The 23,509-nt window shown below is 43.0% G+C and carries 19 protein-coding genes and 1 riboswitch; of the genes, 8 read left to right on the top strand and 11 right to left on the bottom strand.

The features are described from left to right. Window positions 1-137 precede the first annotated feature (137 nt). On the bottom strand, window positions 138-791 hold the full coding sequence (ribB, locus tag PR833_RS18385) for a 3,4-dihydroxy-2-butanone-4-phosphate synthase (protein WP_004925150.1): 654 nt from the start codon (window positions 789-791) through the stop codon (window positions 138-140). Window positions 792-947: 156 nt separating this feature from the next. Next, a riboswitch (FMN riboswitch) is annotated at window positions 948-1,098 on the bottom strand. 281 nt (window positions 1,099-1,379) lie between these two features. On the opposite strand from ribB, the gene ubiK reads away from it, so the two are divergent. Continuing rightward, window positions 1,380-1,664: a ubiquinone biosynthesis accessory factor UbiK gene (gene ubiK / locus PR833_RS18390; RefSeq protein ID WP_272526406.1), complete on the top strand. Its 285-nt coding sequence runs from the start codon at window positions 1,380-1,382 to the stop codon at window positions 1,662-1,664. Between the two features lie 94 nt (window positions 1,665-1,758). Here ubiK and hldE read toward each other — a convergent pair whose 3' ends face one another. The 3 genes from hldE to PR833_RS18405 form a co-directional block, all read right to left on the bottom strand. Beyond that, window positions 1,759-3,189, bottom strand: coding sequence for a bifunctional D-glycero-beta-D-manno-heptose-7-phosphate kinase/D-glycero-beta-D-manno-heptose 1-phosphate adenylyltransferase HldE (hldE, locus tag PR833_RS18395; RefSeq protein ID WP_004925155.1), 1,431 nt, complete (start codon window positions 3,187-3,189; stop codon window positions 1,759-1,761). 71 nt (window positions 3,190-3,260) lie between these two features. Further along, entirely contained in the window at window positions 3,261-6,122 is a 2,862-nt protein-coding gene (gene glnE, locus PR833_RS18400; protein WP_040132437.1) for a bifunctional [glutamate--ammonia ligase]-adenylyl-L-tyrosine phosphorylase/[glutamate--ammonia-ligase] adenylyltransferase, read from the bottom strand. Between the two features lie 9 nt (window positions 6,123-6,131). Continuing rightward, window positions 6,132-7,094 carry a CYTH domain-containing protein gene (locus PR833_RS18405; RefSeq protein WP_004925160.1) on the bottom strand — a complete coding sequence of 321 codons (963 nt, stop codon included), beginning with the start codon at window positions 7,092-7,094 and terminating at the stop codon, window positions 6,132-6,134. Window positions 7,095-7,485: 391 nt separating this feature from the next. Between PR833_RS18405 and PR833_RS18410 the strand changes: the two genes are divergently transcribed. Continuing rightward, window positions 7,486-8,103 carry a TIGR04211 family SH3 domain-containing protein gene (locus PR833_RS18410; RefSeq protein WP_014657632.1) on the top strand — a complete coding sequence of 206 codons (618 nt, stop codon included), beginning with the start codon at window positions 7,486-7,488 and terminating at the stop codon, window positions 8,101-8,103. A 9-nt stretch (window positions 8,104-8,112) separates the two neighbouring features. Further along, window positions 8,113-9,357 carry a multifunctional CCA addition/repair protein gene (locus PR833_RS18415; RefSeq protein ID WP_014657631.1) on the top strand — a complete coding sequence of 415 codons (1,245 nt, stop codon included), beginning with the start codon at window positions 8,113-8,115 and terminating at the stop codon, window positions 9,355-9,357. A gap of 44 nt (window positions 9,358-9,401) precedes the next feature. Here PR833_RS18415 and folB read toward each other — a convergent pair whose 3' ends face one another. Continuing rightward, window positions 9,402-9,761, bottom strand: a complete 360-nt coding sequence (gene folB / locus PR833_RS18420) for a bifunctional dihydroneopterin aldolase/7,8-dihydroneopterin epimerase (RefSeq protein WP_004925173.1) — start codon at window positions 9,759-9,761, stop codon at window positions 9,402-9,404. A gap of 114 nt (window positions 9,762-9,875) precedes the next feature. Here folB and plsY point away from each other — a divergent pair, with 114 nt between their 5' ends. Then, complete coding sequence (plsY, locus tag PR833_RS18425) at window positions 9,876-10,532, top strand: glycerol-3-phosphate 1-O-acyltransferase PlsY (protein WP_014657630.1); 657 nt, start codon at window positions 9,876-9,878, stop codon at window positions 10,530-10,532. Between the two features lie 199 nt (window positions 10,533-10,731). After that, window positions 10,732-12,264, top strand: coding sequence for a methyl-accepting chemotaxis protein (locus tag PR833_RS18430; protein ID WP_053109745.1), 1,533 nt, complete (start codon window positions 10,732-10,734; stop codon window positions 12,262-12,264). 106 nt (window positions 12,265-12,370) lie between these two features. Here the strand turns inward: PR833_RS18430 and tsaD are convergent, their stop codons facing one another. After that, window positions 12,371-13,399, bottom strand: a complete 1,029-nt coding sequence (gene tsaD, locus PR833_RS18435; RefSeq protein WP_004925183.1) for a tRNA (adenosine(37)-N6)-threonylcarbamoyltransferase complex transferase subunit TsaD — start codon at window positions 13,397-13,399, stop codon at window positions 12,371-12,373. Window positions 13,400-13,725: 326 nt separating this feature from the next. On the opposite strand from tsaD, the gene rpsU reads away from it, so the two are divergent. From rpsU to rpoD, 3 genes are all read left to right on the top strand, one after another. Further along, on the top strand, window positions 13,726-13,941 hold the full coding sequence (gene rpsU / locus PR833_RS18440; RefSeq protein WP_001144069.1) for a 30S ribosomal protein S21: 216 nt from the start codon (window positions 13,726-13,728) through the stop codon (window positions 13,939-13,941). Window positions 13,942-14,056: 115 nt separating this feature from the next. Then, window positions 14,057-15,802 carry a DNA primase gene (gene dnaG / locus PR833_RS18445; RefSeq protein WP_104873245.1) on the top strand — a complete coding sequence of 582 codons (1,746 nt, stop codon included), beginning with the start codon at window positions 14,057-14,059 and terminating at the stop codon, window positions 15,800-15,802. Between the two features lie 117 nt (window positions 15,803-15,919). Further along, window positions 15,920-17,827: an RNA polymerase sigma factor RpoD gene (gene rpoD, locus PR833_RS18450; RefSeq protein WP_120752680.1), complete on the top strand. Its 1,908-nt coding sequence runs from the start codon at window positions 15,920-15,922 to the stop codon at window positions 17,825-17,827. A 56-nt stretch (window positions 17,828-17,883) separates the two neighbouring features. Here rpoD and PR833_RS18455 read toward each other — a convergent pair whose 3' ends face one another. The 5 genes from PR833_RS18455 to PR833_RS18475 all read right to left on the bottom strand — a co-directional run bounded on the left by PR833_RS18455 (window position 17,884) and on the right by PR833_RS18475 (window position 23,472). After that, window positions 17,884-19,347 carry an MFS transporter gene (locus PR833_RS18455; protein ID WP_272526407.1) on the bottom strand — a complete coding sequence of 488 codons (1,464 nt, stop codon included), beginning with the start codon at window positions 19,345-19,347 and terminating at the stop codon, window positions 17,884-17,886. Window positions 19,348-19,601: 254 nt separating this feature from the next. Then, entirely contained in the window at window positions 19,602-19,874 is a 273-nt protein-coding gene (locus PR833_RS18460; protein ID WP_004925202.1) for a YkgJ family cysteine cluster protein, read from the bottom strand. Continuing rightward, entirely contained in the window at window positions 19,871-21,442 is a 1,572-nt protein-coding gene (locus tag PR833_RS18465; protein ID WP_014657627.1) for an ATP--cob(I)alamin adenosyltransferase, read from the bottom strand. The genes PR833_RS18460 and PR833_RS18465 overlap by 4 nt, the downstream gene beginning before the upstream one ends. A 55-nt stretch (window positions 21,443-21,497) precedes the next feature. Then, window positions 21,498-22,574, bottom strand: a complete 1,077-nt coding sequence (locus tag PR833_RS18470; RefSeq protein ID WP_004925206.1) for a hypothetical protein — start codon at window positions 22,572-22,574, stop codon at window positions 21,498-21,500. A 37-nt stretch (window positions 22,575-22,611) separates the two neighbouring features. Next, entirely contained in the window at window positions 22,612-23,472 is an 861-nt protein-coding gene (locus PR833_RS18475) for a helix-turn-helix transcriptional regulator (protein WP_072502814.1), read from the bottom strand. Window positions 23,473-23,509 lie beyond the last annotated feature (37 nt).

The raw sequence follows: 23,509 nt of genomic DNA on the forward strand, positions 1-23,509 counted from the left end.
TATCTCAGCATACGCAGTTTAATAATAAATCACAGTAGATGGTGCTGAGCATCTTCGTCAAATAAATTGAATAAGCCACAAAGGTGTGCAACTTTGTGGCTTAAAATTCGATGCTAAATGTCTAACTCTCTGTTTGCTTAGCTCGCTTTCTTTTCCATCTGCAAACGGTATGCAACCAGATCTTCAATTGTTAAAACGGTCATACCATGTTCTTTAGCAAAAGCAACGACGTCCGGTGCGCGAGCCATTGTGCCATCATCGTTAGTCAATTCGCACAACACTCCCGCGGGTTTAAACCCAGCTAGTGTCGCTAAATCAATGCTCGCCTCTGTATGACCACGACGAGTCAGAACCCCGCCATCACGACCACGCAGCGGGAACACATGTCCTGGATGATGTAGATCTGCCGGCGTTGCATTATCAGCAATGGCAGCACGGATTGTTGTGATGCGGTCTGCTGCTGAAACGCCCGTCGTTACCCCTTTAGCTGCCTCAATCGTTACCGTAAAAGCAGTATTGTTTTGGCTGGTATTATTTTGCACCATCATAGGCAATTCAAGCTGTTTACGGCGTTCTTCCGTAATGCACAGGCACACAATCCCGCTACTATAGCGGATCGTCATGGCCATTTGTTCTGGCGTCATTGTTTCTGCGGCAAAAACAAGGTCGCCTTCATTTTCACGATCTTCATCATCGAGCACAAGCACACCTTGGCCTTGGCGCAATGCTGCAATGGCACGTTCAACACGTTCGATTGGATTACCGAATTCGGAAAGTAGCGTCTGATTCATGGTAAAAACCTCTTAAGTAATAATTTATTAGTTACCAGAATCAGGGCAGTCTTAGGAGTATGAGAACTGAATAAACAAAACAGCCACGAGTGTGCGCTCTGCCAATTCAGATATGAAAAGCAATACAGTGCTTCGATAGCACAATGATGCTAATACCGTTATTCTCTCCCATCCGGACTATAACCGTCGGCTCCAGATTCACACTGGATCTGCTGACCTTTACCCTAACAAATGATAAAGCGCTCGCGGGCTTCATGCCTAGGCATGTTACCGCCGGTGGGGACTTCCACCCCGCCCTGAGATAAGCGCATTCAATATAACGCCAATAATTACAACGTGCAACGGGCAAACCCAAAATTAACGGCTAACTCACATTTTCTGTCAAAAAAAATCAATAAAAAACGAAGCGTTATTCATTCAAGTCACACATTAGATACGCTTAAGTGAGGATGAGCAATTGAGGAAGACAGGCCTATCTTGCACACCTTTATCTCAACTTGCTGCACAAGGTGCATATGGGCTTTATTACAAAGCATTCTAGTATTACACTATCGGCAAATTGATCTTTTAAAACTTAAGGACCCGCGAATGCTCGATCCGAAAAAAATTGAACAAGTAGCCCGCCAAATTCAAGGTGCTTTACCAAAAGGCGTCCGTGATTTGGGTGAAGATTTTGATAAGAAACTACGTTCACTGCTTCAGTCACAACTCAGTAAACTTGACCTTGTAAGCCGCGAAGAGTTTGATATTCAAACCCAAGTGTTATTGCGTACACGCGAAAAGTTAGCGCAAATGGAACAACGAGTGAAAGCATTAGAAGAGCGTTTTGGTGAATCAAAAGTGCTTGAAGAGAAGCCATCTGAACAAGAATAATTTCTTGCTCCCCTAGGCAGTAGCGCTATACGACGAATTTTGATAAGACCTGTGCCACATCTATCACAGGCCTTATCAACGGTATGTTTGTAGCTTATTTGCTGGTTTTCATAATATTTTTAATGATATTCGTCGTTGAAATACCATCTTCAAAGTTCAGTACTTTAACCTCACCACCCGCAGCCCAAACTTCCTCGCTCCCAGCTATCTCTTCAGGGCGATAATCTCCCCCTTTCACCAGAACATCAGGTAGCACTTCACTAATTAAACGTTGTGGCGTGTCTTCTTCAAAAGGAACGACCCAATCGACAGATTCTAACGCTCCTAGCACAATCATACGCTGCTCCAGCGGATTGACGGGGCGAGTTTCGCCTTTAAGGCGGCGCGTCGAAGCATCACTATTTACGGCGACGATTAGCCTATCCCCTAGCTTACGAGCATTAGCAAGGTACGAAACATGGCCTGCATGCAGAATATCAAAACAACCATTTGTCATCACCACACGTTCGCCACGCAACCTTGCGTTTGCCACAGCCTGTTTTAGCTGCTTTTCATCCATCACACCAAAACCGTTATCGGCACGGCCGCGGATCGCATTCTCTAACTCGATAGGGGAAACGGTTGAAGTCCCCAATTTTCCAACGACCACACCTGCCGCAGCGTTAGCTAACGCACATGCCTCATGCAGAGGGCGACCTGAAGCAATAGAGGCCGCCAATACGCCAATGACCGTATCCCCCGCCCCTGTTACATCATAAACTTCTTGCGCTTCTGTCGGTAAATGTAGCGGTGGCTCATCACGGCGGATCAGGCTCATCCCTTGCTCAGAGCGTGTGATCAATAACGCTGTTAAATCGAGGGATTTCAATAAATTCATCCCCTTCTCTTCAACATCTTGGTTATCACGGCAACGACCGACAATGGCTTCAAACTCAGACATATTTGGTGTCAGCAACGTCGCCCCTCGGTAGCGTTCAAAATCACTCCCTTTCGGATCAATCAGAACAGGCACGCCGGCTTTGTTTGCCAAGGCAATCATTTTTTGTACTTGCGATAATGCCCCTTTAGCATAATCTGACAATACCAATGCACCAATATGTGGCAAGGCTTGTTCAATACGTTCTAGCAAAGGTTGAACATCAATATTTTCAAAGCCTTCTTCAAAATCAAGGCGGATCAGTTGTTGATTACGTGACAACACCCGTAATTTCGTAATCGTGGGATGAGTTGGGATTGCCACAAAGTCACAACGTACTTTTACAGCATTCAAACTTTCAGTGAGTGCTTTTGCCGCATCGTCAATACCCGTCAAGCCAACAAGGCGAGAGTTGGCGCCTAATGAAGCAATATTCATGGCTACGTTAGCAGCACCACCAGGACGCTCTTCAACCATATTGACTTTAACCACCGGCACCGGTGCTTCTGGTGAGATACGACTCGCTGGGCCATGCCAATAGCGGTCTAACATGACATCACCAACAACAAGTACACCTGCTTGTTTATAATCAGGGAGTGTTACTTTCATCCCAAAACTCCAGTTTTCAAAAGGAAGCTGTAATTAATTAACGCGATATTATCACAAAGCAATAGGCCGCGTTAATGATGCGATTCGACCGCCCCTAGCCATTTTTTCCAACTCGCTAAAACCTGTTCACGCTCAACGACAAACTGGCTGATATCCACTCTACTTGGCAATGATTGCAAAGCAAGATGATGTAATTCATCACGCATAGTCACATACGCCTGAGTTAAAGCATTGGCTTCATTTTCAGGCATCAACGCATGTTGAGCCATAAGTTCAAAGATACGGACATTATCAGACCAACGAGTTAACGATGGGTTTTCAGGTGCGTAGCGTAAAACAAGGTATTGTGCGATAAATTCAATATCGGTAATGCCACCTGGATCAGCTTTCAAATCAAATAGGTTACTTTGATGGCTCCCTAAGTGTTGATGCATTTTCAACCGCATATCACGTACTTGCTGACGTAATGTTTCTGCATCTTGTGGAGTACATAAGGTTTCATGGCGAATACGATTAAACTCTTGTTGTAATCTAGCATCGCCAAATACCATTCTAGCTCGGATCAATGCCTGATGTTCCCATGTCCATGCTTCATTTTTTTGATAATCATCAAAGGCTTCAATGGTACTGACTAACATACCAGACTCCCCTGATGGCCTTAAACGGGCATCCACTTCATACAGTACCCCAGAGGCTGTACGGGTACTAAATAGATGAATAATGCGCTGTGCAACACGTAAATAAAATTGCCTTGCGTCTATTGAACGCTCACCATTCGTGACAACCCCGATAGGGCAATCGAATAGAAACACCAAATCCAAATCGGAACTGTAGCCAAGCTCCCAGCCGCCTAATTTCCCATATCCCAATACCGCAAAACCATATTGTTTTTCATCTAATTGAGCAAGATGTGCTGGCTCACCGTAGCGTTTCACCATTTTTTGCCATGCTTGATGAACAACGGCATCAATGATCGCTTCAGCCAAATAGGTTAAATGATCACTGACTTTCATCACTGGCAAGACGCCCGTAATATCTTCCGCAGCAATACGCAATAATTGTGCTTGCTTAAATTGCCTTAATGCCTCTAGCTGTTGCTCTTCATCTTCTTCAGGCACTCGCATTAAATATTGACGTAATTCATCACGATATGCGGTTAAAGGTAGAGGTTGGTAAAGGGACTTCGGATCGAGTAGCTCATCAAGCAATAATGGGTGGCGGGCAAGCTGCTCCGCAATCATTGGGGATGCGGCACATAAGCGAATAACATGAGTCAATACTTCATCAAATTCAAGCATCAACTCTAAATAGGTTGTTCGGCTAACTATGCTTAATAAAAGTGGTGTTAGACGTTCGACAACTTGCCCTGCATCCGCCCGCTCTCCCACTTTTGCCAATAATTTAGGCATTAATTCATCAAGAACATCTCGCCCACGCGGCCCTATCGTGCGTTTATTGAGGTCGTGACGAAACATCAAAATGCCATGAATGATTTTCTGGGCAACTTCCTCGTCCTGAGAAGGCAAGTAAGGGGCTAACTCCTCTTTAGTAAGCTCCCCTTGCCACAAGGTGATATAGATCTCATCGAAGCTATCTTGACGCTCTTCTTCATCATCCTGACCAATTTGTTCAGTAAAAATATGATGAACCATCGCCATTTTCTGCATGAGTTCTTGATAAAAAGCCTGCCAGTGTTCAAAGCCCATCCCCCAAGCTAAACGGGCTTGATTGAGAGCATCATCCGGTAGAGTCTGGGTTTGCTGGTCATCAATACTTTGCAATAAATTTTCCACCCGCCGTAAAAAGAGATAATTCTCTTGTAGCAGTTCGACTTGCTCGGCAGGAAGCAGTTCAAGCTCTCGAATACCTTTCATGGCTAGCAGTAATGATTGTGATTGCAGTGCCGGTTCGCGGCCGCCACGGATCAACTGAAAAACTTGAGTGATAAATTCAATTTCTCGAATGCCACCAGCCCCAAGTTTAATATTATCGACCAGCCCCCGACGGCGAACCTCTCGCTCAATCATATTTTTCATATTACGTAGCGATTGAATCACACTAAAATCGATATAACGGCGATAGACGAAGGGACGTAGTAACTGACGCAATGTATCTGCATAATGTAGGCTATCTGGCCCCATAATACGTGCTTTAACCATTGCATAACGTTCCCAATCTCGCCCTTGCTCTTGATAATAATCCTCTAAAGCAGAGAAACTGAACACCAAAGGCCCACTGTCACCAAATGGGCGTAAACGCATATCGACACGATAGACAAAGCCCTCAACCGTGACTTGATCGAGGACGCGGATCAACTTTTGTCCTAGACGGGTAAAAAATTGCGCGTTATCTAGCTCTTTGCGTCCACCGCGTGTTACGCCATTTTCGGGATAGGCAAAAATCAAATCGATATCAGAGGAAAAATTAAGCTCTCCACCACCCAGTTTCCCCATCCCAAGAACCAGTAATGGCTGTGGGTTACCTTCGCTATCACAAGGCGTTCCCCACGATTGACTATATTGCTGATATAACCAATCTCTTGCGGCAACGATCACAGTTTCCGCTAAATGACTCAGTTGCTGTAAAGTTTCTTTTTCCGAACTGATCTTTAAGGCTTGCATCCAAGCGGCTCTGACTAGCATTTGATGGCGAAATGTCCGCAATACTCGCATCAAATGATCTTCATCTACCACCGATTCCAAATCCTTTCCAAGCCACTGCTCATAATGTTGCCATTCGCTAGGGCTAGGTCGTTGCTCACGGATCTGCTGCAAAAAACGTGAATGCGCTAAAACCTGCTTTAACACAAAGTCACTAAAACTTAGTACGATGGCTTCTTCATCACTCAGAGGCAGTAATTCACTTCCATGATCGGCCAAACGTGCGATAACCCGCTCTCGTTGACTGTGTAGCAACTCAGGAAAAGGATGCATATCAACACCTTAATGAATATCAGTATATTTCAAGGCAATTAACCACTGCGTGAAGGCCAATTTACATTTTAACCAGCGGCTGCTGTAGCAAAAGGTTTCTGCACTCAGTTTATCATCGGCAAGATCCGCGCGAAGCTGCTCTAAAGGAATATCCTGCACAAACTGGGGGGCAGAGTTGCGATAATGCACCAAAAACGCTTGGACAAAGCGTAAAAAGACATCAAGCCCTTCACGGGCACCCGCCTCATCGGCTAGCCAATAGGCTTCATGCTGTTGGCTTAGCTGCTGCATATGCATCAATGCTTGTTCTATGGGCTGTTGCTCATAATCAAACACCGTTTCTGGCTGTTGCAATGGCGCGCGCTCTGTTTGCATCAATGAATAGCCTCTCGCAGCTTTACTGGTGGAAGAGAGGCGCAAACCATCAATGTCGGCTAGCTTTTTCGCTAAATTCAGTACATCTGCAACGAAACCTTTTTTAAGTTCTAATTCAAATTCTTGAATAGGAAGATCTCGGGAGCCAGCAGAAATTTCCCCCTGATCGAAAACAATTTCGATTTCACTGTCTTCAAATGTCACTAGCCATTTTTCACGGGTAAAATTAGTACTAAAAAGGATCTGTAATTGTGACTGTAATTGCTGGACATCGGTGCCTTCTGGCCAAATTTCGACGGGAAAAGCGGGTAAATTGAGCTCTGGTGCATCAATATCAACATTATATTCAGGACGTTGATGCAATCCGCCAATCACTTGTCCTGCCGTTTTAATGGTCATTTCATAACGACCATCACAACCGCGAATACGCAATCCCATATCCCATTGGCGCAGTTGGCGTGTTTCAGTGTCGAAATAGATATTAGTCAGTTTCTTTGGTTCAGTATGTTGGTGGGAAAGTGTCGATAAAAATTGGCGTACTGGCTCAATTGCCGTGGTTTGAGCAGCCAATTTCAGTTCAACTTCTAGGTGGCTCATACATTTCCTTAATTGATAATTTCTCTGCAATTATATTACCCCAATCAGCGCCGAGTGAGAAAACAAAGCGCAAAGAAACCAAAAATTCTATGCTCTCAATTTATTTCAGGTGTTTATGTCAAGAAATGCAAGGAATTATACGCTATATAGTGAGTTAGGATAGTTCCCATTCTGGTTTTACATTTGCACACGCACACTTAACTCTTTAGTATTTGTACTCGTCGTACTTCAAGTTGTCGCAACACGCTGAGTTTTTGTTGACTAAGTCATCCGCGCGAATGGCATCGCTATCTATTTCGCTCACTCACCGTCTAGCCGCAACTCGAATGATCTAGAGTATGTCTACACATATGCCGCATTCATTCACCATAAATAATAGAAAGTAAATACTATGCGAAAAATACCATTATTACTCCTTTCAATCATGGGGCTAAGCCTATCAGTCAGCACCGTTGCCGCTGAAAAACGTTATATTTCTGATGACTTATCAACTTATGTGCATAGTGGGCCAGGAACAAAATATCGGATTGTTGGCACACTCAATGCGGGTGAAAGTGTTGAGCTTATCTCAACGGATGGTAATTTCGCTCAAGTCAAAGACGAACGTGGGCGTACAGTATGGCTTCCAGAAAACCAACTCAGTGACACACCGAGTATGAAAATACGTATTCCTGAGTTAGAAGCCGAAAATCAAAAATTACGTCAGCAACTCGAAAATATTGATAATACCTGGAATACACGCACGGCGGATATGCAACAGCGTGTTGCCGATAACGATAAAATCGTCAACCAATTGAAAGCCGAAAATGAAAAATTGAAAAATGAGCTTATTAAGTCTGGCAAGAAATTAGAAATTGCGGAAGTCAACCTTGATGACCGTCGTCGTGAACTCATATTACAATGGTTTATGTATGGTGGTGGTGTTGCGGGGGCTGGGCTTATTTTTGGTCTGATCCTACCGCATATTATTCCGCGCCGTAAAAAACGTAATGATCGTTGGATGAGCTAAAAATTAATGATGAAAGTATATCTGGTCGGTGGAGCGGTACGAGATGAACTGCTTGGCCTTCCGGTCTCAGATAGAGACTATGTGGTGGTAGGGTCAACACCTGAAACGATGTTGGCCCAAGGTTTCCAGCAAGTGGGGAAAGACTTCCCGGTATTTCTTCACCCTCAAACCCATGAAGAGTACGCTCTAGCAAGAACTGAGCGCAAAACAGGCGCAGGGTATACTGGATTCAGTTGCTATTCCGCCCCAGACGTGACCATTGAAGATGATCTTCTACGCCGTGATCTCACTATCAATGCCATCGCTAAAGATGACCAAGGACAGTTGACCGATCCCTATAATGGGGTCGATGACTTAAAGGCGAGAGTCTTACGTCATGTGTCTGAGGCATTTGCTGAGGATCCACTACGCGTTTTACGCGTAGCGCGTTTTGCCGCTCGTTACGCTGAACAAGGTTTTCATATTGCCCCCGAAACCCTATCGTTAATGCAAACCATGACGGCATCTGGTGAACTTACTCATCTAACCGCTGAACGTGTTTGGGCAGAAACCGAAAAAGCCTTGAAGTCCAAATCACCGCAGGTCTACTTTGAGGTACTCCGTCAATGTGGGGCCCTTGCCGTGCTATTTCCCGAAATCGATAATTTGTTTGGCGTGCCAGCTCCTGCCAAATGGCACCCAGAAATTGATACGGGGATACACACCCTAATGGTGTTACGTATGGCCGCCCAACTTTCCACTGATGTTGATATTCGCTTCTCTGCACTGTGCCACGATGTCGGTAAGGCACTCACTCCCAAAACTATCTGGCCTAGCCATCCTCATCATGGCGAAGCTGGTGTTGCCCTAATCGATAACTTGTGTGATCGCTTAAAAATTCCTAATAGCGCGAGGGAGCTTGCACGCCTAACCGCTCGTTTCCATGATAAAATTCATGTCATAAATCGATTAACAGCCCAAGAGCTGGTTCAATTATTTGATGGATTAGACAGTTGGCGTAAACCTGAGCGAATAGCCCAATTGGGGGTGATTAGTGAAGCTGATGCGCGTGGTCGCGCTGGCTTTGAACAGCAAGCGTATCCACAAGCGGAGTTTTTTCGCCAAGCTTTTCATGTTGCCCAAACGGTTAGCGTTAAGCCTATTGTTGAGCAAGGGTTTCAAGGTCCCAAAATCCGAGAAGAGCTGACTCGCCAACGCATTGAACAGATTGAACAGTGGCGGCAACAGCAAACACTGTTACCTATTAATGCCTAACCGATAGTTGGCGGCGATACACCGCCCTATCTTTCTTTTCAGTTTTAAGCGGGTCTAGTGCCTCTTTCAATAATAACGCCCACACTTTTCGCCCGCACAACTGCGCCTGGCTTAGCAACTTTAATGCGTACCCAAGGGCAACAAAAATGACCTAATAGAAGTTGAGCGACTTCTTCCGCGACACGTTCTACTAAGCCAAATTTGTTTTTACTGACATGATCCATAATGGCTTGGCTAATTTGCGCGTAATCGAGACAATCGGTGACATTATCGCTCCTTGATGCTCGTTTGTTATCCCATCCCATTTCGATATCGAGCACGAGTTTCTGCTCAATTTTTTGTTCCCAGTCATATACACCAATGGTGGTGATGACTGATAATTGTTCAATAAATACGATATCCATCACGTCATTTTCTCGTTTATGTGCTGAATTGATACCACTTCATGGAAAATATGCGTATTATCCAATGAGTGAAATAAATTGTGTATATATACCCCAACTGTTTTGGAGTTTGCTATGAGTGCAACCGCGCTTGGCATGATAATCTTTGCCTACCTTTGTGGCTCAGTTTCAAGTGCTATACTGATCTGCCGATTGGCAAGATTGCCCGACCCTCGTCAACACGGCTCAGGTAACCCTGGAGCAACCAACGTCTTGCGCGTCGGCGGTAAATTAGCCGCAGCCGCAGTGCTCATTTGTGACGTCCTAAAGGGGATGATCCCGGTTTGGTTGGCTTATTATCTAAAAGTTCCTCCATTCTATCTTGGCTTTGTCGCGATTGCAGCTTGTCTGGGACATATTTACCCCGTTTTCTTCCGTTTTAAAGGCGGGAAAGGTGTCGCAACGGCATTTGGCTCTATCGCCGCTATCGGCTGGGATCTTTCTGGCTTAATTGCGGGCACTTGGTTACTCACGGTACTTCTTAGCGGTTACTCTTCATTAGGTGCCATTATCGGCGCACTACTTGCCCCATTCTATGTTTGGTGGTTTAAGCCCGAGTTCACCTTCCCTGTGGCGATGCTCTCCTGCCTCGTCTTAGTGCGCCATCATGGTAATATTCAACGTTTATGGCGCGGGCAAGAAAGCCGTATTTGGCAAAAGCTCAAAAATAAGAAACAAAAAACCCCGAAAGAAATCGCTCAAGAAGCAAAAGAGCAGGAACAAGAAGATTAATATTAAGAGGCTGTCATAACAGCCTTTTTTATGCTTTCAACATAATTGACCTGCTCCTATCCAAACTCTGTACCAAACTTAAGTGATATTGCGGGTAAAAATCAGATAAACATCAAATTATTATAAATAATGCCTAATGATAATTTGAAATAAGTCGAAATATACCATTGAGAAACTCAACAATTATAATGGTGTATTTATGACGAGCATTCCCTTTATTACACAAAACGAATATCAATTAGAAGACGATACCACACTGATGACCACGAGTGATTTAGATGGCAATATCACTCACGCAAACGATGACTTTATTAAAGTAAGTGGTTATTCACTCTTGGAACTGATGAACCAACCTCATAACATCATTCGCCACCCTGATATGCCTAAAGTAGCCTTTGCGGACATGTGGAGTACCTTAAAAAAGGGGGAGCCATGGACTGGTATTGTAAAAAATCGCCGTAAAAACGGTGATCACTATTGGGTTAGAGCCAATATTTGCCCAATGATGAGAGAAGGTGTTATCACGGGTTATATGTCGATTCGAACAAAAGCCTCACGAGAAGAAATCGCCAGTGCTGAGCCGCTCTATCGGGCATTAAACCAAGGGCGCCCCCCTCATAAATTACATAAAGGCCTCGTGTTAGCAAAGCACTGGTTTGGACAATACCCTGCGCTGTCGATACGTTGGCGTATTCGATTACTGATGATCCTGTTATTTACGGGTTGGATAAGCGTTGCTGCACTCTCGGGCCTACAAGGCTTGTCTTTTCTTCACGCAACCGTTCTCACCTTAATCACCTTATCCGCTAGCAACGTTTTACTTGAACGTATGGTGGCGAAGCCTATCGAAAATGTTGCTAGACAAGCCCTTGATGTGGCAAGAGGCGAGCGCCACAGTATCAGCCATCTTCATCGTGTTGATGAAATTGGGATGATATTACGATCTATTGGTCAACTCGGATTAGTGTGCCGGTGGTTAACCAACGACGTGTCTTACCAAATCAGTAATGTGCACAACGAGAGTGAACTATTAGTTAACGATTGTGATGAACTAGAACAGCATACCCAAAAAACAGTGGGCTATGTGCAACAAACGGTAGCGGCGATGAATCAAATGTCAGTGTCCGTACAAATGAACGCAGATAATACAATACAGGCGGATAAACTCTCTAGTCAGACAAGTGAAACCGCAATTCATGCCGCGGAAGCCATGAAAAATGTTGTCCAAACCATGGATGAAATTGTTCACAGTACGAATAAAATCAACGCTATTACCGATGTGATTAAAACGATCGCTTTTCAAACCAATATATTGGCCCTTAATGCCGCTGTTGAAGCAGCTCGAGCAGGAGAGCAAGGAAAAGGTTTTGCGGTTGTTGCAGATGAAGTGCGTAGCCTTGCCAGCCGAAGTGCGAGCGCCGTAAACGATATTCGTGACCTTATTGATGACTGTGAAAACAAAGTACATTCAGGCAAATTGCACGTACACACCACGGGAGATACATTGCAAGAAGTGGTCAAGCAAGTACAGGATGTCACCCAACTGATCAGCCATATCAGCAACGCAACTTCCGAACAAGCAGCCGGACTCACTGAAATCACACAGGCCGTCTTTGAACTCGAATCCATCGCCCAGAAAAATACCGTGTTAGTCGAACAAAGTGCTAATGCCTCTGAGGTCGTCAAAAAACATGCGATAAGATTGGATGATGCGATAACTATTTTGCACTAATCACCGTTTCTGGATCTAAAAAAGAAAACGAGATATCGGGAGACAATAAATTAGCGGCGACTCAATTGACAATAAATGGGCCGCCGCGCTAATCACACTTTCGATACTATTCGCGAGTTTCGACTAATGGTGGAAGCTCCGCTAATGGCCAACGCGGGCGCACTGTAACGCCTAAGCCTGTTGTCGCGCCGCCTTTTAAGCGGATCAGCCCCGCTAATGCAATCATCGCACCATTATCAGTACAGAACTCTGGGCGTGCATAAAACACCTCCCCCCCACGCTGCTTTAGCACCTCTTCCATTTTAGCGCGTAGTGTACGATTGGCACTCACTCCCCCCGCCATAACTAGGCGTTTAAAACCGGTTTGTTCAAGTGCACGCTTGCATTTTATGGCTAATGTATCCACTACGGCATCTTCGAAAGCGCGTGCAATATCTGCGCGAGTTTGCTCATCATCCGCATTTTCCCGAATGGTATTAGCGGCAAAGGTTTTCAGCCCTGAAAAGCTAAAATCAAGCCCTGGTCGGTCGGTCATTGGTCGAGGGAAAACAAAACGACCTTCTGTGCCTTGTTGTGCCATACGCGATAACACTGGCCCCCCCGGATAATCTAACCCGAGTAGTTTTGCTGTTTTATCAAATGCTTCACCCGCGGCATCATCAATAGACTCACCGAGTAATTCATATTCACCAATACCAGTCACACTAATTAGCTGGGTATGCCCCCCTGACACTAATAAAGCAACGAATGGAAACTCAGGGCTTTTTTCCTCCAGCATCGGTGCTAGTAAGTGCCCTTCCATATGATGAACAGCAACAGCAGGAACGCCCCATGCAAAGGCTAGCGAACGTCCCACGGTGGCACCAACCATTAAAGCGCCTACAAGCCCCGGCCCCGCTGTATAAGCGACCGCATCAATATCGGCACTCGTAAGATTGGCTTGTTTAAGCGCGGCCTGAATGAGTGGAACCGTTTTGCGAATATGATCGCGAGAGGCCAATTCAGGAACCACGCCACCGTAGTCAGCATGAACTTTTATTTGGCTATATAATTGATTAGCTAATAGACCGGCCTTATCATCGTAGATTGCGATCCCGGTTTCATCGCAGGATGTTTCGATACCTAAAACGCGCATTGCACTACCCTTGTTTGTTGCATGAGCCAAAGTCTATCATTAAATTCAGGCTATCGTATAATTTATGATGCCAAAAGGCTGACTTTTCCTGTTGTATAGTCTATAATCAGTGCCCTGTAATAAATTTCGTGTGGCTAATTTTCATTATTACCTAAACTCGCTGTTTTTTTCATCAAAAAAACAACGAAATGGTAATCTTGTGTGTTTCAATTTTATACGGCACTTTACAAACCCGTACTCATTGAAGTAAAATTCCGCACCATTTTAAATGACGGCTGGTGGAATAAAGCCAGCAACAACCCGATTTCTATTGAGGTGAGAGGCACATGCCGGTAATTAAAGTACGTGAAAACGAGCCATTCGACGTTGCATTACGTCGTTTCAAACGTTCCTGCGAAAAAGCAGGAGTCTTAGCTGAAGTTCGTCGTCGTGAATTCTATGAAAAACCAACGACTGAGCGTAAACGCGCTAAAGCATCTGCTGTTAAGCGTCACGCTAAGAAACTGGCTCGCGAAAACGCACGCCGTACTCGCCTGTACTAATTGGTCGCGGTAACCACCGCAATCATCACAGGCAGTATTAGTAAGCAGTTAAAGGCCGTGCTTTCCTGAGGGAAGCGCGGCTTATTATCGTTCATCAACAGGCGAAAAGAGGCTTATGGCTGGACGAATCCCGCGTTCATTTATCAATGATTTGTTAGCGAGAACCGACATCATCGATTTAGTCGATGCAAAAGTCCCGTTAAAGAAACAGGGTAAAAATCATCACGCGTGCTGTCCGTTCCATAACGAAAAAACACCATCTTTCACGGTGAACAGTGAAAGGCAGTTTTATTACTGCTTTGGCTGTGGTGCACATGGTAATGCGATCGATTTCTTGATGAATTACGACAAACTCGATTTTGTTGAAGCCATCGAAGAATTATCCGCCTTACATGGCCTTGATGTTCCTTATGAAACGGGAACTGGCACAAGCCAAATTGAACTTCATCAACGGCAAAATCTGTATCAGTTGATGGAGAAAATAAACCATTTTTACCACGCTGCCTTAAATCATCCATCGGCAAGTAAAGCCAAAGATTATTTAAGCCAACGTGGTTTATCGGCTGACGTTATTGAGCATTTCTCGATAGGTTTTGCCCCTGTCGGATGGGACAACCTGCTCAAAAAATTTGCCGTAAACCCAGAAAGTCGCAAACAGCTTGATGATGCAGGTATGTTAGTGACGAATGATAGTGGCCGTACCTATGACCGTTTCAGGGAACGGGTAATGTTCCCCATTCGAGATCGTCGTGGGCGTGTTATCGCTTTTGGTGGGCGTGTTTTAGGTGACGCATTACCGAAATACCTAAACTCACCGGAAACCGATATTTTCCATAAAGGCCGGCAGCTATTTGGCCTCTATGAAGCAACGCAACACAACGGTGAACTTGATAAATTACTGGTTGTTGAAGGCTATATGGACGTTGTTGCATTGGCACAATACGGTATCCGTTATGCGGTTGCCTCACTTGGAACCTCAACAACCTCTGAACATATTCAGTTGCTCTATCGTTCAACAGATACGGTTATTTGCTGTTATGACGGCGACCGTGCTGGGAGAGAGGCAGCTTGGCGAGCCCTTGAAAATGCATTGCCCTATTTGACCGACGGTCGTCAATTACGGTTTATGTTTTTACCTGATGGCGAAGACCCTGATTCTTTAGTTCGCAAAGAAGGTAAAGAAGCATTTGAATTACGAATGAATGACGCACAAACATTATCGTCATTTCTATTTGATTCACTCGTGCCACAAGTTGACTTAAAAACACAGGAAGGACGAGCAAAATTTAGTAAGCTCGCCATCCCTTTGATAAAACAAATACCTGGTGAAACATTGCGCCTATATATGGCTCAAGAGCTAGGAAATTTTATTGGTATACCGGATATTTCTCAGGTTCTTGCTATGATTGATAGAGAGAATGCAGAACCGGTAAATTACCAAGCACCGAAATTAAAACCAACCACAATGCGTATTTTAATCGCGTTGTTGGTACAGAATCCGAGTTTTTCGGAATTCGTTCCCTCGCTAGAGGGGATAGCCCATATCCAAATGCCGGGGCTTTCTCTATTTCAGGAATTGGTTGATGTTTGCCGTTCCACCCCTGGTATGACGACTGGGCAGTTGCTTGAGCTGTATCGTGACAATAAATTCGCGAGTCAACTTGAAAAACTGGCAACTTGGAACGATATAGAAATAGAGGAGATAGCGGAAAAGACATTTAAAGATGCTTTAAACCATCTATTTAATAGCGCGCTTGACGAGCGTTTTGACTACTTGATAGCCAAAGAACGAACTGAAGGGCTGACCCCAGAAGAGCGCGCAGAAGTCCGCCTAATCACGCTTTCACGTGTGAAGACATAACTGAATACCAAACGGCTTAAGTGCCGATTTACTAAAGGCAAATGCCTGTAAAATGCTACGATTTTAAAGGGGCGTAGCGTAATAATAAAAATCCCCTTTGAATGTTCTTGTTGGCCGATTGTTTCGCCGACCGACACCAATCTAAATACTCAGAAGTGTGGATACCGTCTTATGGAGCAAAACCCGCAGTCGCAGCTTAAGCTACTCGTAACCAAGGGTAAAGAGCAAGGTTACTTAACCTATGCTGAGGTCAACGACCATCTGCCGGAAGATATCGTCGATTCAGATCAGATTGAAGATATCATCCAGATGATTAATGACATGGGCATCCAGGTCATGGAAGAAGCACCTGACGCCGATGATTTGATACTGGCTGAAACCACATCCGACACGGATGAAGATGCGGCAGAAGCTGCAGCGCAAGTTCTATCCAGTGTTGAAAGTGAAATTGGTCGTACTACAGACCCTGTGCGCATGTATATGCGTGAAATGGGAACAGTCGAACTCTTAACCCGTGAGGGTGAGATCGACATCGCAAAACGTATTGAAGATGGCATAAACCAAGTTCAATGCTCTGTTGCAGAGTACCCTGAAGCCATCACTTATCTCCTTGAACAGTATGATCACGTCGAGGCAGGCGAAAGCCGTTTATCCGACCTGATCACCGGTTTCGTCGACCCTAACGCTGAGGAAGATCTCGCACCAACTGCAACACACGTTGGCTCTGAACTTCCACAAGAAGAGTTAGATAAAGACGACGATGAAGACGAAGATGATGAAGACGGCGATGACAGCGATAGCGATGATGATAACAGCATCGATCCTGAACTAGCCCGTGAAAAATTCAGCGAATTGCGCGCGCAATACGAAAAAACACGTCAGCACATTAAGCAATTTGGTCGTAACAATGCACAAACCGCACAAGCGATTGAAGAGCTTTCTGAAGTCTTCAAACAGTTCCGCTTAGTGCCAAAACAATTTGACTATCTGGTCAATAACATGCGTGAAATGATGGATCGCGTTCGCCTTCAAGAGCGTACCATCATGAAACTGTGTGTTGAACAGTGCAAAATGCCTAAGAAGAACTTCATCACGCTATTTAGCGGTAATGAAACCAGTGAAACTTGGCTAACAGCCGCCAAAGCGATGAACAAGCCTTGGTGTGAAAAGCTGGTTGAAGTTGAAGAAGAGATTTTGCGTTGTCTGCAAAGATTACGTCAAATTGAAGAAGAAACAGGCCTGACTATTGAGCAGGTGAAAGATATCAACCGTCGCATGTCTATTGGTGAAGCCAAAGCTCGCCGTGCGAAAAAAGAGATGGTTGAAGCGAACTTGCGTCTGGTTATTTCGATCGCGAAAAAATATACCAACCGTGGTTTGCAGTTCCTTGACTTGATCCAAGAAGGGAATATCGGTCTGATGAAAGCGGTTGATAAGTTTGAATATCGCCGTGGTTATAAATTCTCGACCTATGCAACTTGGTGGATCCGTCAGGCAATTACGCGTTCTATCGCGGATCAGGCTCGTACCATCCGTATTCCTGTTCACATGATTGAAACCATCAATAAATTGAACCGTATCTCTCGTCAGATGCTACAGGAAATGGGCCGTGAACCTTCACCAGAAGAGTTAGCGGAACGCATGATGATGCCGGAAGATAAGATCCGTAAGGTACTGAAAATAGCTAAAGAGCCTATCTCTATGGAGACGCCAATTGGTGATGATGAAGATTCACATCTCGGCGATTTCATTGAAGATAATACTTTAGAACTGCCATTAGACTCAGCAACTTCAGAAAGTCTACGTTCGGCAACTCATGAAGTATTAGCTGGCTTGACTGCACGTGAAGCAAAAGTACTGCGTATGCGTTTTGGTATCGATATGAACACTGACCACACGCTAGAAGAAGTAGGTAAACAGTTCGATGTTACCCGTGAGCGTATCCGTCAGATCGAAGCAAAAGCACTGCGTAAATTGCGTCATCCAAGTCGCTCAGAAGTTCTACGTAGCTTCCTTGACGAATAATTCAGTCTTTAAACACCTGCTTCGGCAGGTGTTTTTTTATTCGCCTAATTAGTACATTAAATGTTCACTTTTCGACGTTTAACAATCAACCATAGCGTGAAAACCACAACACCCGCCCCACCTATCATCGCCACATTAAACCCTGATGTCATTGCTGCTCGAACAGCTTGAGCAACATAAGGCAAAGTAACTGATGAAGTATTATTAATAAGTAAACTGACTTCTTGAGCAGGTACGGTTGCCATTAACATTTCATCATGCTGTAATTGATTGAGTGCTTGATGCGTCATTAATGTCCCTAATAGTGCGATCCCCAATGTCATGCCTGTTTGCCGTAACGCATTCATCACCGCGGAGGCAACCCCTGAATAGGCTTTATCAACACTCCCCATAATCAAAGCTCCTATCGCCGGTGTCGCCATTCCCATCCCAGCCCCCAGCACAAATAAAAGCAAAGCAATAACCGTATAAGCCGTATCTGCATTCACCAAACCAAGCGCAGTAGATGTTAGTGCAATAAGCACAAACCCTAAAATCATTAAATTTCTGACACTCGTCAATCGAGTCAAGTGACCGAAAGAGAAAGAAAATAGTGCCATGGCAACAAATTCAGGAGCCATACGCAATCCAGCCTCAAAGGCTCCCCAACCCTGCCCTTTTTGTAGAAATAAGGCGATAAAAAATACATTGCTGTAGGTCGCAAAACCAAGCGTAAAAGAGGCCACGTTGTATTGAAAAAAGTATTGATTAGTTTTAAACAAAAAGATGGGAAATAAAGGCTTTGCGACTTTCATTTCGACTATCACAAAACTGATCAAAGCGAGAAAACCTACAGTTAATCCCCCTATCGTCATAACGCTTCCCCACCCTTGCGCTCCTGCTTCAATTAAGCCATATGTCACACCCGCAAGCGCAACAATACTCAAGCATTGGCCTAATGGATCAAAGGCGGCTTTCTCAGGATCTGCACTTTCATCAATACCTATCCAACCCAACAACAAAGTGACTATTCCAAGAGGAAGATTAATTAAAAAGATCGTTGGCCAATCAAACAGTTCAACTAATAACCCACCTAAAATAGGACCAATTATCAATGATAATGCACTCACAGCAGACCAGATCCCAATTATCTTCACTCGCTCAATATCATTCAAAAATGCTTGGGTAATAATAGATAAAGCACCGGGGATCAGTGCTGCTGCCGCAATGCCTTGGGTCACTCTTCCCCAAATCAGCATATTTGTTGTCGTCGCTATCGCGCAAAGGGCAGAGCCAAATGTAAAAATGGCGATCCCTGCTAGCCACACTTTTTTACGCCCATAGCGATCACTAATCGGCCCCACAGACAAAATCAATGCAGATAAACAAAGCGCATAAGCATCAATGATCCACTGGAGCATTCCCATATCAGCATTGAGATCCCGTTGAATTGCAGGTAATGCAACATTGACGATGCTGATATCTAATGTCGCCATAAACGTGCCTAAACAAACGGCAGAGATCAAAAAAAGACGTTTCATTATTCTCACCTTCCCATCAAATGATGCCTTTATCATAATTATCGACCGACCGACGGTCAATAATAAATGAGATTGAATATCATTTAATGTTAGGGATCAATAAGATCACGCCTGTGGGTTTAATGAAAAGGGATCATTAACTAAGTTATAGGGGGATGTTGATAAACCAAGCCTACTTTATCAATTCATAAAATAAGACCATCACTAAAAGATTTAGTAATGGTCTTAGTAAACGAATATAGCATAAGTCAAAATTATTCACTACCCAGTATTATTTCACAGGCAATTCTGTTCACTTCAACAAATTCATGCCATGTATATTGATCGTGATAATGAAGCAAATACTGTTTATCGACACGACAGATATCTGGGCGCTCTTCGTAAATAGTGCATAACATGCTAGTTTCATTATAATGTTTACAGATGCCATCGCCTCTATCAAGAAATTGAGTTTCATTAGCGCGATCAACATGGCGGCAGCATGCCCCACATTTATCACAAGGAAATAGCTCGGTTTCTAAAATCATAATGAATCCAGCCAATCACTGAATGAATCATCACTATCTACATCATAGGGTAATGCAATATTGCTCCGTTTAATTTCCTGATTAAGAATAATTTTTCGCTCATATTCTGTATTTGTCGCCTGCAATGCATGGGTAAACGTCTGCATTTCAGCAACATTAAAATTAAATTCAAGCTGAGCAAGTTCTGTTAGGTATTTATCTAAAGCAGCATTAACATCTCGGTAGTACTTTAATGTTAGCTCATACTTATTGCGGAATTTATTTAAAAAACGCCAAATCTTTTGCATTAAATTACTGTGCTCTAAATAATAGCACATCGCCAATGTCAATAAACCAGAGACTAAAGCCCCAATGAATAGCGCAACATCATTACCGAATGGGAATGATAATATTCCATTCAAGTATGTTGTTATCATTGAACCGAGTACAACAGAAATACTGGTCGATATAATTTTAATGGCTGATTTTAGTAAATCCCCTAATGCTAAATTTTCTGGATTAAAAAAGAGCAGCTTCACAGCAGAAAATAGGCTATTTGCAGACTCTCGGATTAACTTCCCTATCATTTTTGTCGATGTTAGGAAAATATTCAACATGGTGGTTGTAACACTGGCTAATAACCCACCAAACAACCCATTATTAAACTCAGTCCAAAAATCTTTAAAACGAGCTTTTAATCTTTCCCAAATATTCGTAACAACACCTTTCAAATCCTCCAAGAAAAGTTTAAATTTAAAGTTTGTTTTATGCTGTTCAATCAATTTAGGAATCGAATCTTTTAATTCAAACCAAAGCTCTGCAAATACAATCCCTAGCATTTGCCTTGCTCCCATTCTCAACCCAGTGTTAATAGCCGCTGATGCCGTATTCACAAAAAACTTACTGCTACTGTAGTACTTGCTACTAATTTCTGCATCATACTGTTTTCTGGCCTTTTCATCGACAGCCTTCATGGCATCAAAATTGGCTTTCTGCTTATTCTTAAGTGTCTTGAGTTTTTTTAACTCAATATCGGTTAGTTGCCCTTTACTTTCTAATGCACTAATTTCTGCTTTAAGCAGTGTTTGCTGTGACTTTAGATTCGAAATAAAGTCTGCCATTTTTTTGGCTTTTTTCGACTTATTTAATGTTTCATTCGTAAAGGTCAAATTTGAGTCACGGTTAGCTAAATCCGCACCGTCAATTTCAGCAAGAACACGTGCAGGGTCATTATGCACTTCATAAGCCGCAATAATATGATCAAGATTAGTCACATCATGTTGGCTAAACGTTTCTCCTGTATAGGAGTCCGTTAACTCACCCGCTAACTTTTTTTGTTTGCCTTTGCGGTTTGTCTCTTTGTAATTCTCGTGGCTGTGGTATGCATGTGAATCATATTCACCACGATCCTGATAACGATTTTTTTCTTCCTCGGTTGCCCAAATATCATTTCTGACATTATGCACCGTATCAACATCCCCCCCTTTTTTATCTTTTAATAATAAAAAATCCAAACCAAAGGAAGTGACTAAACTTTGAACAATCGTATCGTTCACTTCTTTTTGCCAATTATAATTTGTCTGTTGCATATGTCTTACCTATAAGTAGCAGTGAAAGTACTGCTACTTATGATTTATGATGCCATCAAGATAACGTAAAACGCTTAGTTTCATCTAATCGCTTATCTAAACATTCCTGATTTAATATTTTCAGACCATGGCTATCTGTTTCAATCTCGATAACCTCATCAACAATAATAGCCTCATTATTTTGATTTAATTTCGGCTTAAATAATGGTGTCGTAATTAGGTTAGTCATAATAGCTGCAAGTTTATAACCATTATTAATAGTGAGCTTTAACTCATCCGTAATGCCATGGGTGTTAGCCTGACCTAATGCTTTATTACGTTGAATCATTTTGTCGGCTTCTATGAGTGCTAATAGATATGGTTTAAACACGGTAAATTGTGCTTCTAAAACATGATAAATAGCGACAACGTACTCTTTGGTTTTGGTTAAATTTTCATAAGCCAAAGTCATTTTTGCAACGGCACCATTAACTTCAGAGCGAATTTTTTGGGCATTATCTAATGCTTTTTCAGCGTGAGAATTATAAGCCCAACCAGCAATCGCTAAGATAGGAGCAACAACAGCACCACCTAACACCATTGCTCCACCTGCCATCCCCCAACCACCAGCAGCTAGAGAACCGCCACCGATAGCCGCCATTGTCGCATTATAAGCAGCCGCACCTGAAAGCGCTGCAATTGGTGTTCCTGTAGATGCAGCCGCGAATGCCATAACACCACCATAGACAGCAAACCCCGCAGCAGCACTTGATGCACCGGCTCCCACTAAGGTTCCAAGATACTCTGTCGCTGAAATAGCGAGGTTTTCAATTTTATTGATTTCATGACGTGGAATCGAAATTGAAATATCCTGTCCTGATTCATTAAGCTGCTTTAATATTGATTGTGCGATAGTGTTAAATTTATTGAAACTTTTACCGATTTTTAACTCAAGCGTACCTAACTTTTCTAATTCCGTTGTCGTGCTAACATTTATTGACTCTAGCACTTCTTTTTTTTCATCATAACGACGTTTAGAGCTCTCTAAAATATCGTCAGCTTCTGATTTTGTTTGGTATCCATCATAAGCTTTCTTTCCACCAAACGCGGCGGCCGCAATAGCTGCACCAGCAATAATAAATGGTATTGCCATACAATCCTCTCAGTTTTAATAAAATGAAAATAACTAGTTACAATTGATTAATATAATCCCGTAGGTTTTGTTCAAACTTTATCTTTAACCATTCTGGCTCTAAAACTTTAATATTTGGGATCCAATATTGAATTAAAGGTAAAATTTGCTTTTCACTCATCGCAGAGCATGAAATAGTTAGAGAATCACTACTTTCATCAACAATACACTGATTAGGTAAAACATCTCTTCTTTTGAAGTAATCAGCTATCGACTTTGAAACCAATACTCGAGCATGAAAATAATTATGGCTAGTCCATGGGTCTTTACTCTCCATTAACATATTGACAATATTATTATCAGGTAAAAAAGTTTTTTTGCTGACATCTAACCATTCAATCCTATTTAGTGAAAATGATTTAAGCTTCCCCTCTTCAATGGCATTCAAGTACCAAATCGTATTGTGACAGATGAGCTTATATGGATATATTGTCCGATTTTTGCTTTTATACAAAATATGACATTCTCTTTTATTATCAATTGCATACCTAATTCTTTCATAATGTGTTTTTAAGTAGCTCTTGATCTTATGCTCAATGCCATTAAATTTAATGAGAACACTTCTGTTCTGAATAGTCTCAGGAATACTCTTCAAAAAAGACTGACTAAAATCAGGCAAATACTTATCTATACCAAAAAAAGAAATCATTTTATAATATTCGACAACTGTCGAAAAACCATACTTTGAATTCCCTTTATGCTCTAAAATTAAGTTTAGCGAATTCAAATCTCGATAAATCGTCCGCTCGCTGACTTTAAAACGAGAGGCTAATTCATACTTATCTACTTCACCATAAAGATATGCTTCGAGAATAATTGTTGCTAATCTGACTCCTTGATTTTTTTTATAGTCATCCATTTTATCACCAACTATTGTCCACTCCCCCTAAAATAAG

The organism is Providencia sp. PROV189 (assembly GCF_028480065.1).
GTDB classification, from domain to species: Bacteria; Pseudomonadota; Gammaproteobacteria; order Enterobacterales; family Enterobacteriaceae; genus Providencia; species Providencia stuartii.

Bases quoted from the DNA above. Each gene is read 5' to 3' on its own strand.
- PR833_RS18460 (WP_004925202.1), bottom strand. From the start codon at position 19,874: ATGATTTTAGAAACCGAGCTATTTCCTTGTGATAAATGTGGGGCATGC.
- folB (WP_004925173.1), bottom strand. From the start codon at position 9,761: ATGGATATCGTATTTATTGAACAATTATCAGTCATCACCACCATTGGT.
- PR833_RS18430 (WP_053109745.1), top strand. From the start codon at position 10,732: ATGACGAGCATTCCCTTTATTACACAAAACGAATATCAATTAGAAGAC.
- ubiK (WP_272526406.1), top strand. From the start codon at position 1,380: ATGCTCGATCCGAAAAAAATTGAACAAGTAGCCCGCCAAATTCAAGGT.
- glnE (WP_040132437.1), bottom strand. From the start codon at position 6,122: ATGCATCCTTTTCCTGAGTTGCTACACAGTCAACGAGAGCGGGTTATC.
- hldE (WP_004925155.1), bottom strand. From the start codon at position 3,189: ATGAAAGTAACACTCCCTGATTATAAACAAGCAGGTGTACTTGTTGTT.
- tsaD (WP_004925183.1), bottom strand. From the start codon at position 13,399: ATGCGCGTTTTAGGTATCGAAACATCCTGCGATGAAACCGGGATCGCA.
- PR833_RS18470 (WP_004925206.1), bottom strand. From the start codon at position 22,574: ATGGCAATACCATTTATTATTGCTGGTGCAGCTATTGCGGCCGCCGCG.
- PR833_RS18405 (WP_004925160.1), bottom strand. From the start codon at position 7,094: ATGAGCCACCTAGAAGTTGAACTGAAATTGGCTGCTCAAACCACGGCA.
- PR833_RS18455 (WP_272526407.1), bottom strand. From the start codon at position 19,347: ATGAAACGTCTTTTTTTGATCTCTGCCGTTTGTTTAGGCACGTTTATG.
- dnaG (WP_104873245.1), top strand. From the start codon at position 14,057: ATGGCTGGACGAATCCCGCGTTCATTTATCAATGATTTGTTAGCGAGA.
- PR833_RS18465 (WP_014657627.1), bottom strand. From the start codon at position 21,442: ATGCAACAGACAAATTATAATTGGCAAAAAGAAGTGAACGATACGATT.
- PR833_RS18415 (WP_014657631.1), top strand. From the start codon at position 8,113: ATGAAAGTATATCTGGTCGGTGGAGCGGTACGAGATGAACTGCTTGGC.
- rpsU (WP_001144069.1), top strand. From the start codon at position 13,726: ATGCCGGTAATTAAAGTACGTGAAAACGAGCCATTCGACGTTGCATTA.
- ribB (WP_004925150.1), bottom strand. From the start codon at position 791: ATGAATCAGACGCTACTTTCCGAATTCGGTAATCCAATCGAACGTGTT.
- plsY (WP_014657630.1), top strand. From the start codon at position 9,876: ATGAGTGCAACCGCGCTTGGCATGATAATCTTTGCCTACCTTTGTGGC.
- PR833_RS18410 (WP_014657632.1), top strand. From the start codon at position 7,486: ATGCGAAAAATACCATTATTACTCCTTTCAATCATGGGGCTAAGCCTA.
- PR833_RS18475 (WP_072502814.1), bottom strand. From the start codon at position 23,472: ATGGATGACTATAAAAAAAATCAAGGAGTCAGATTAGCAACAATTATT.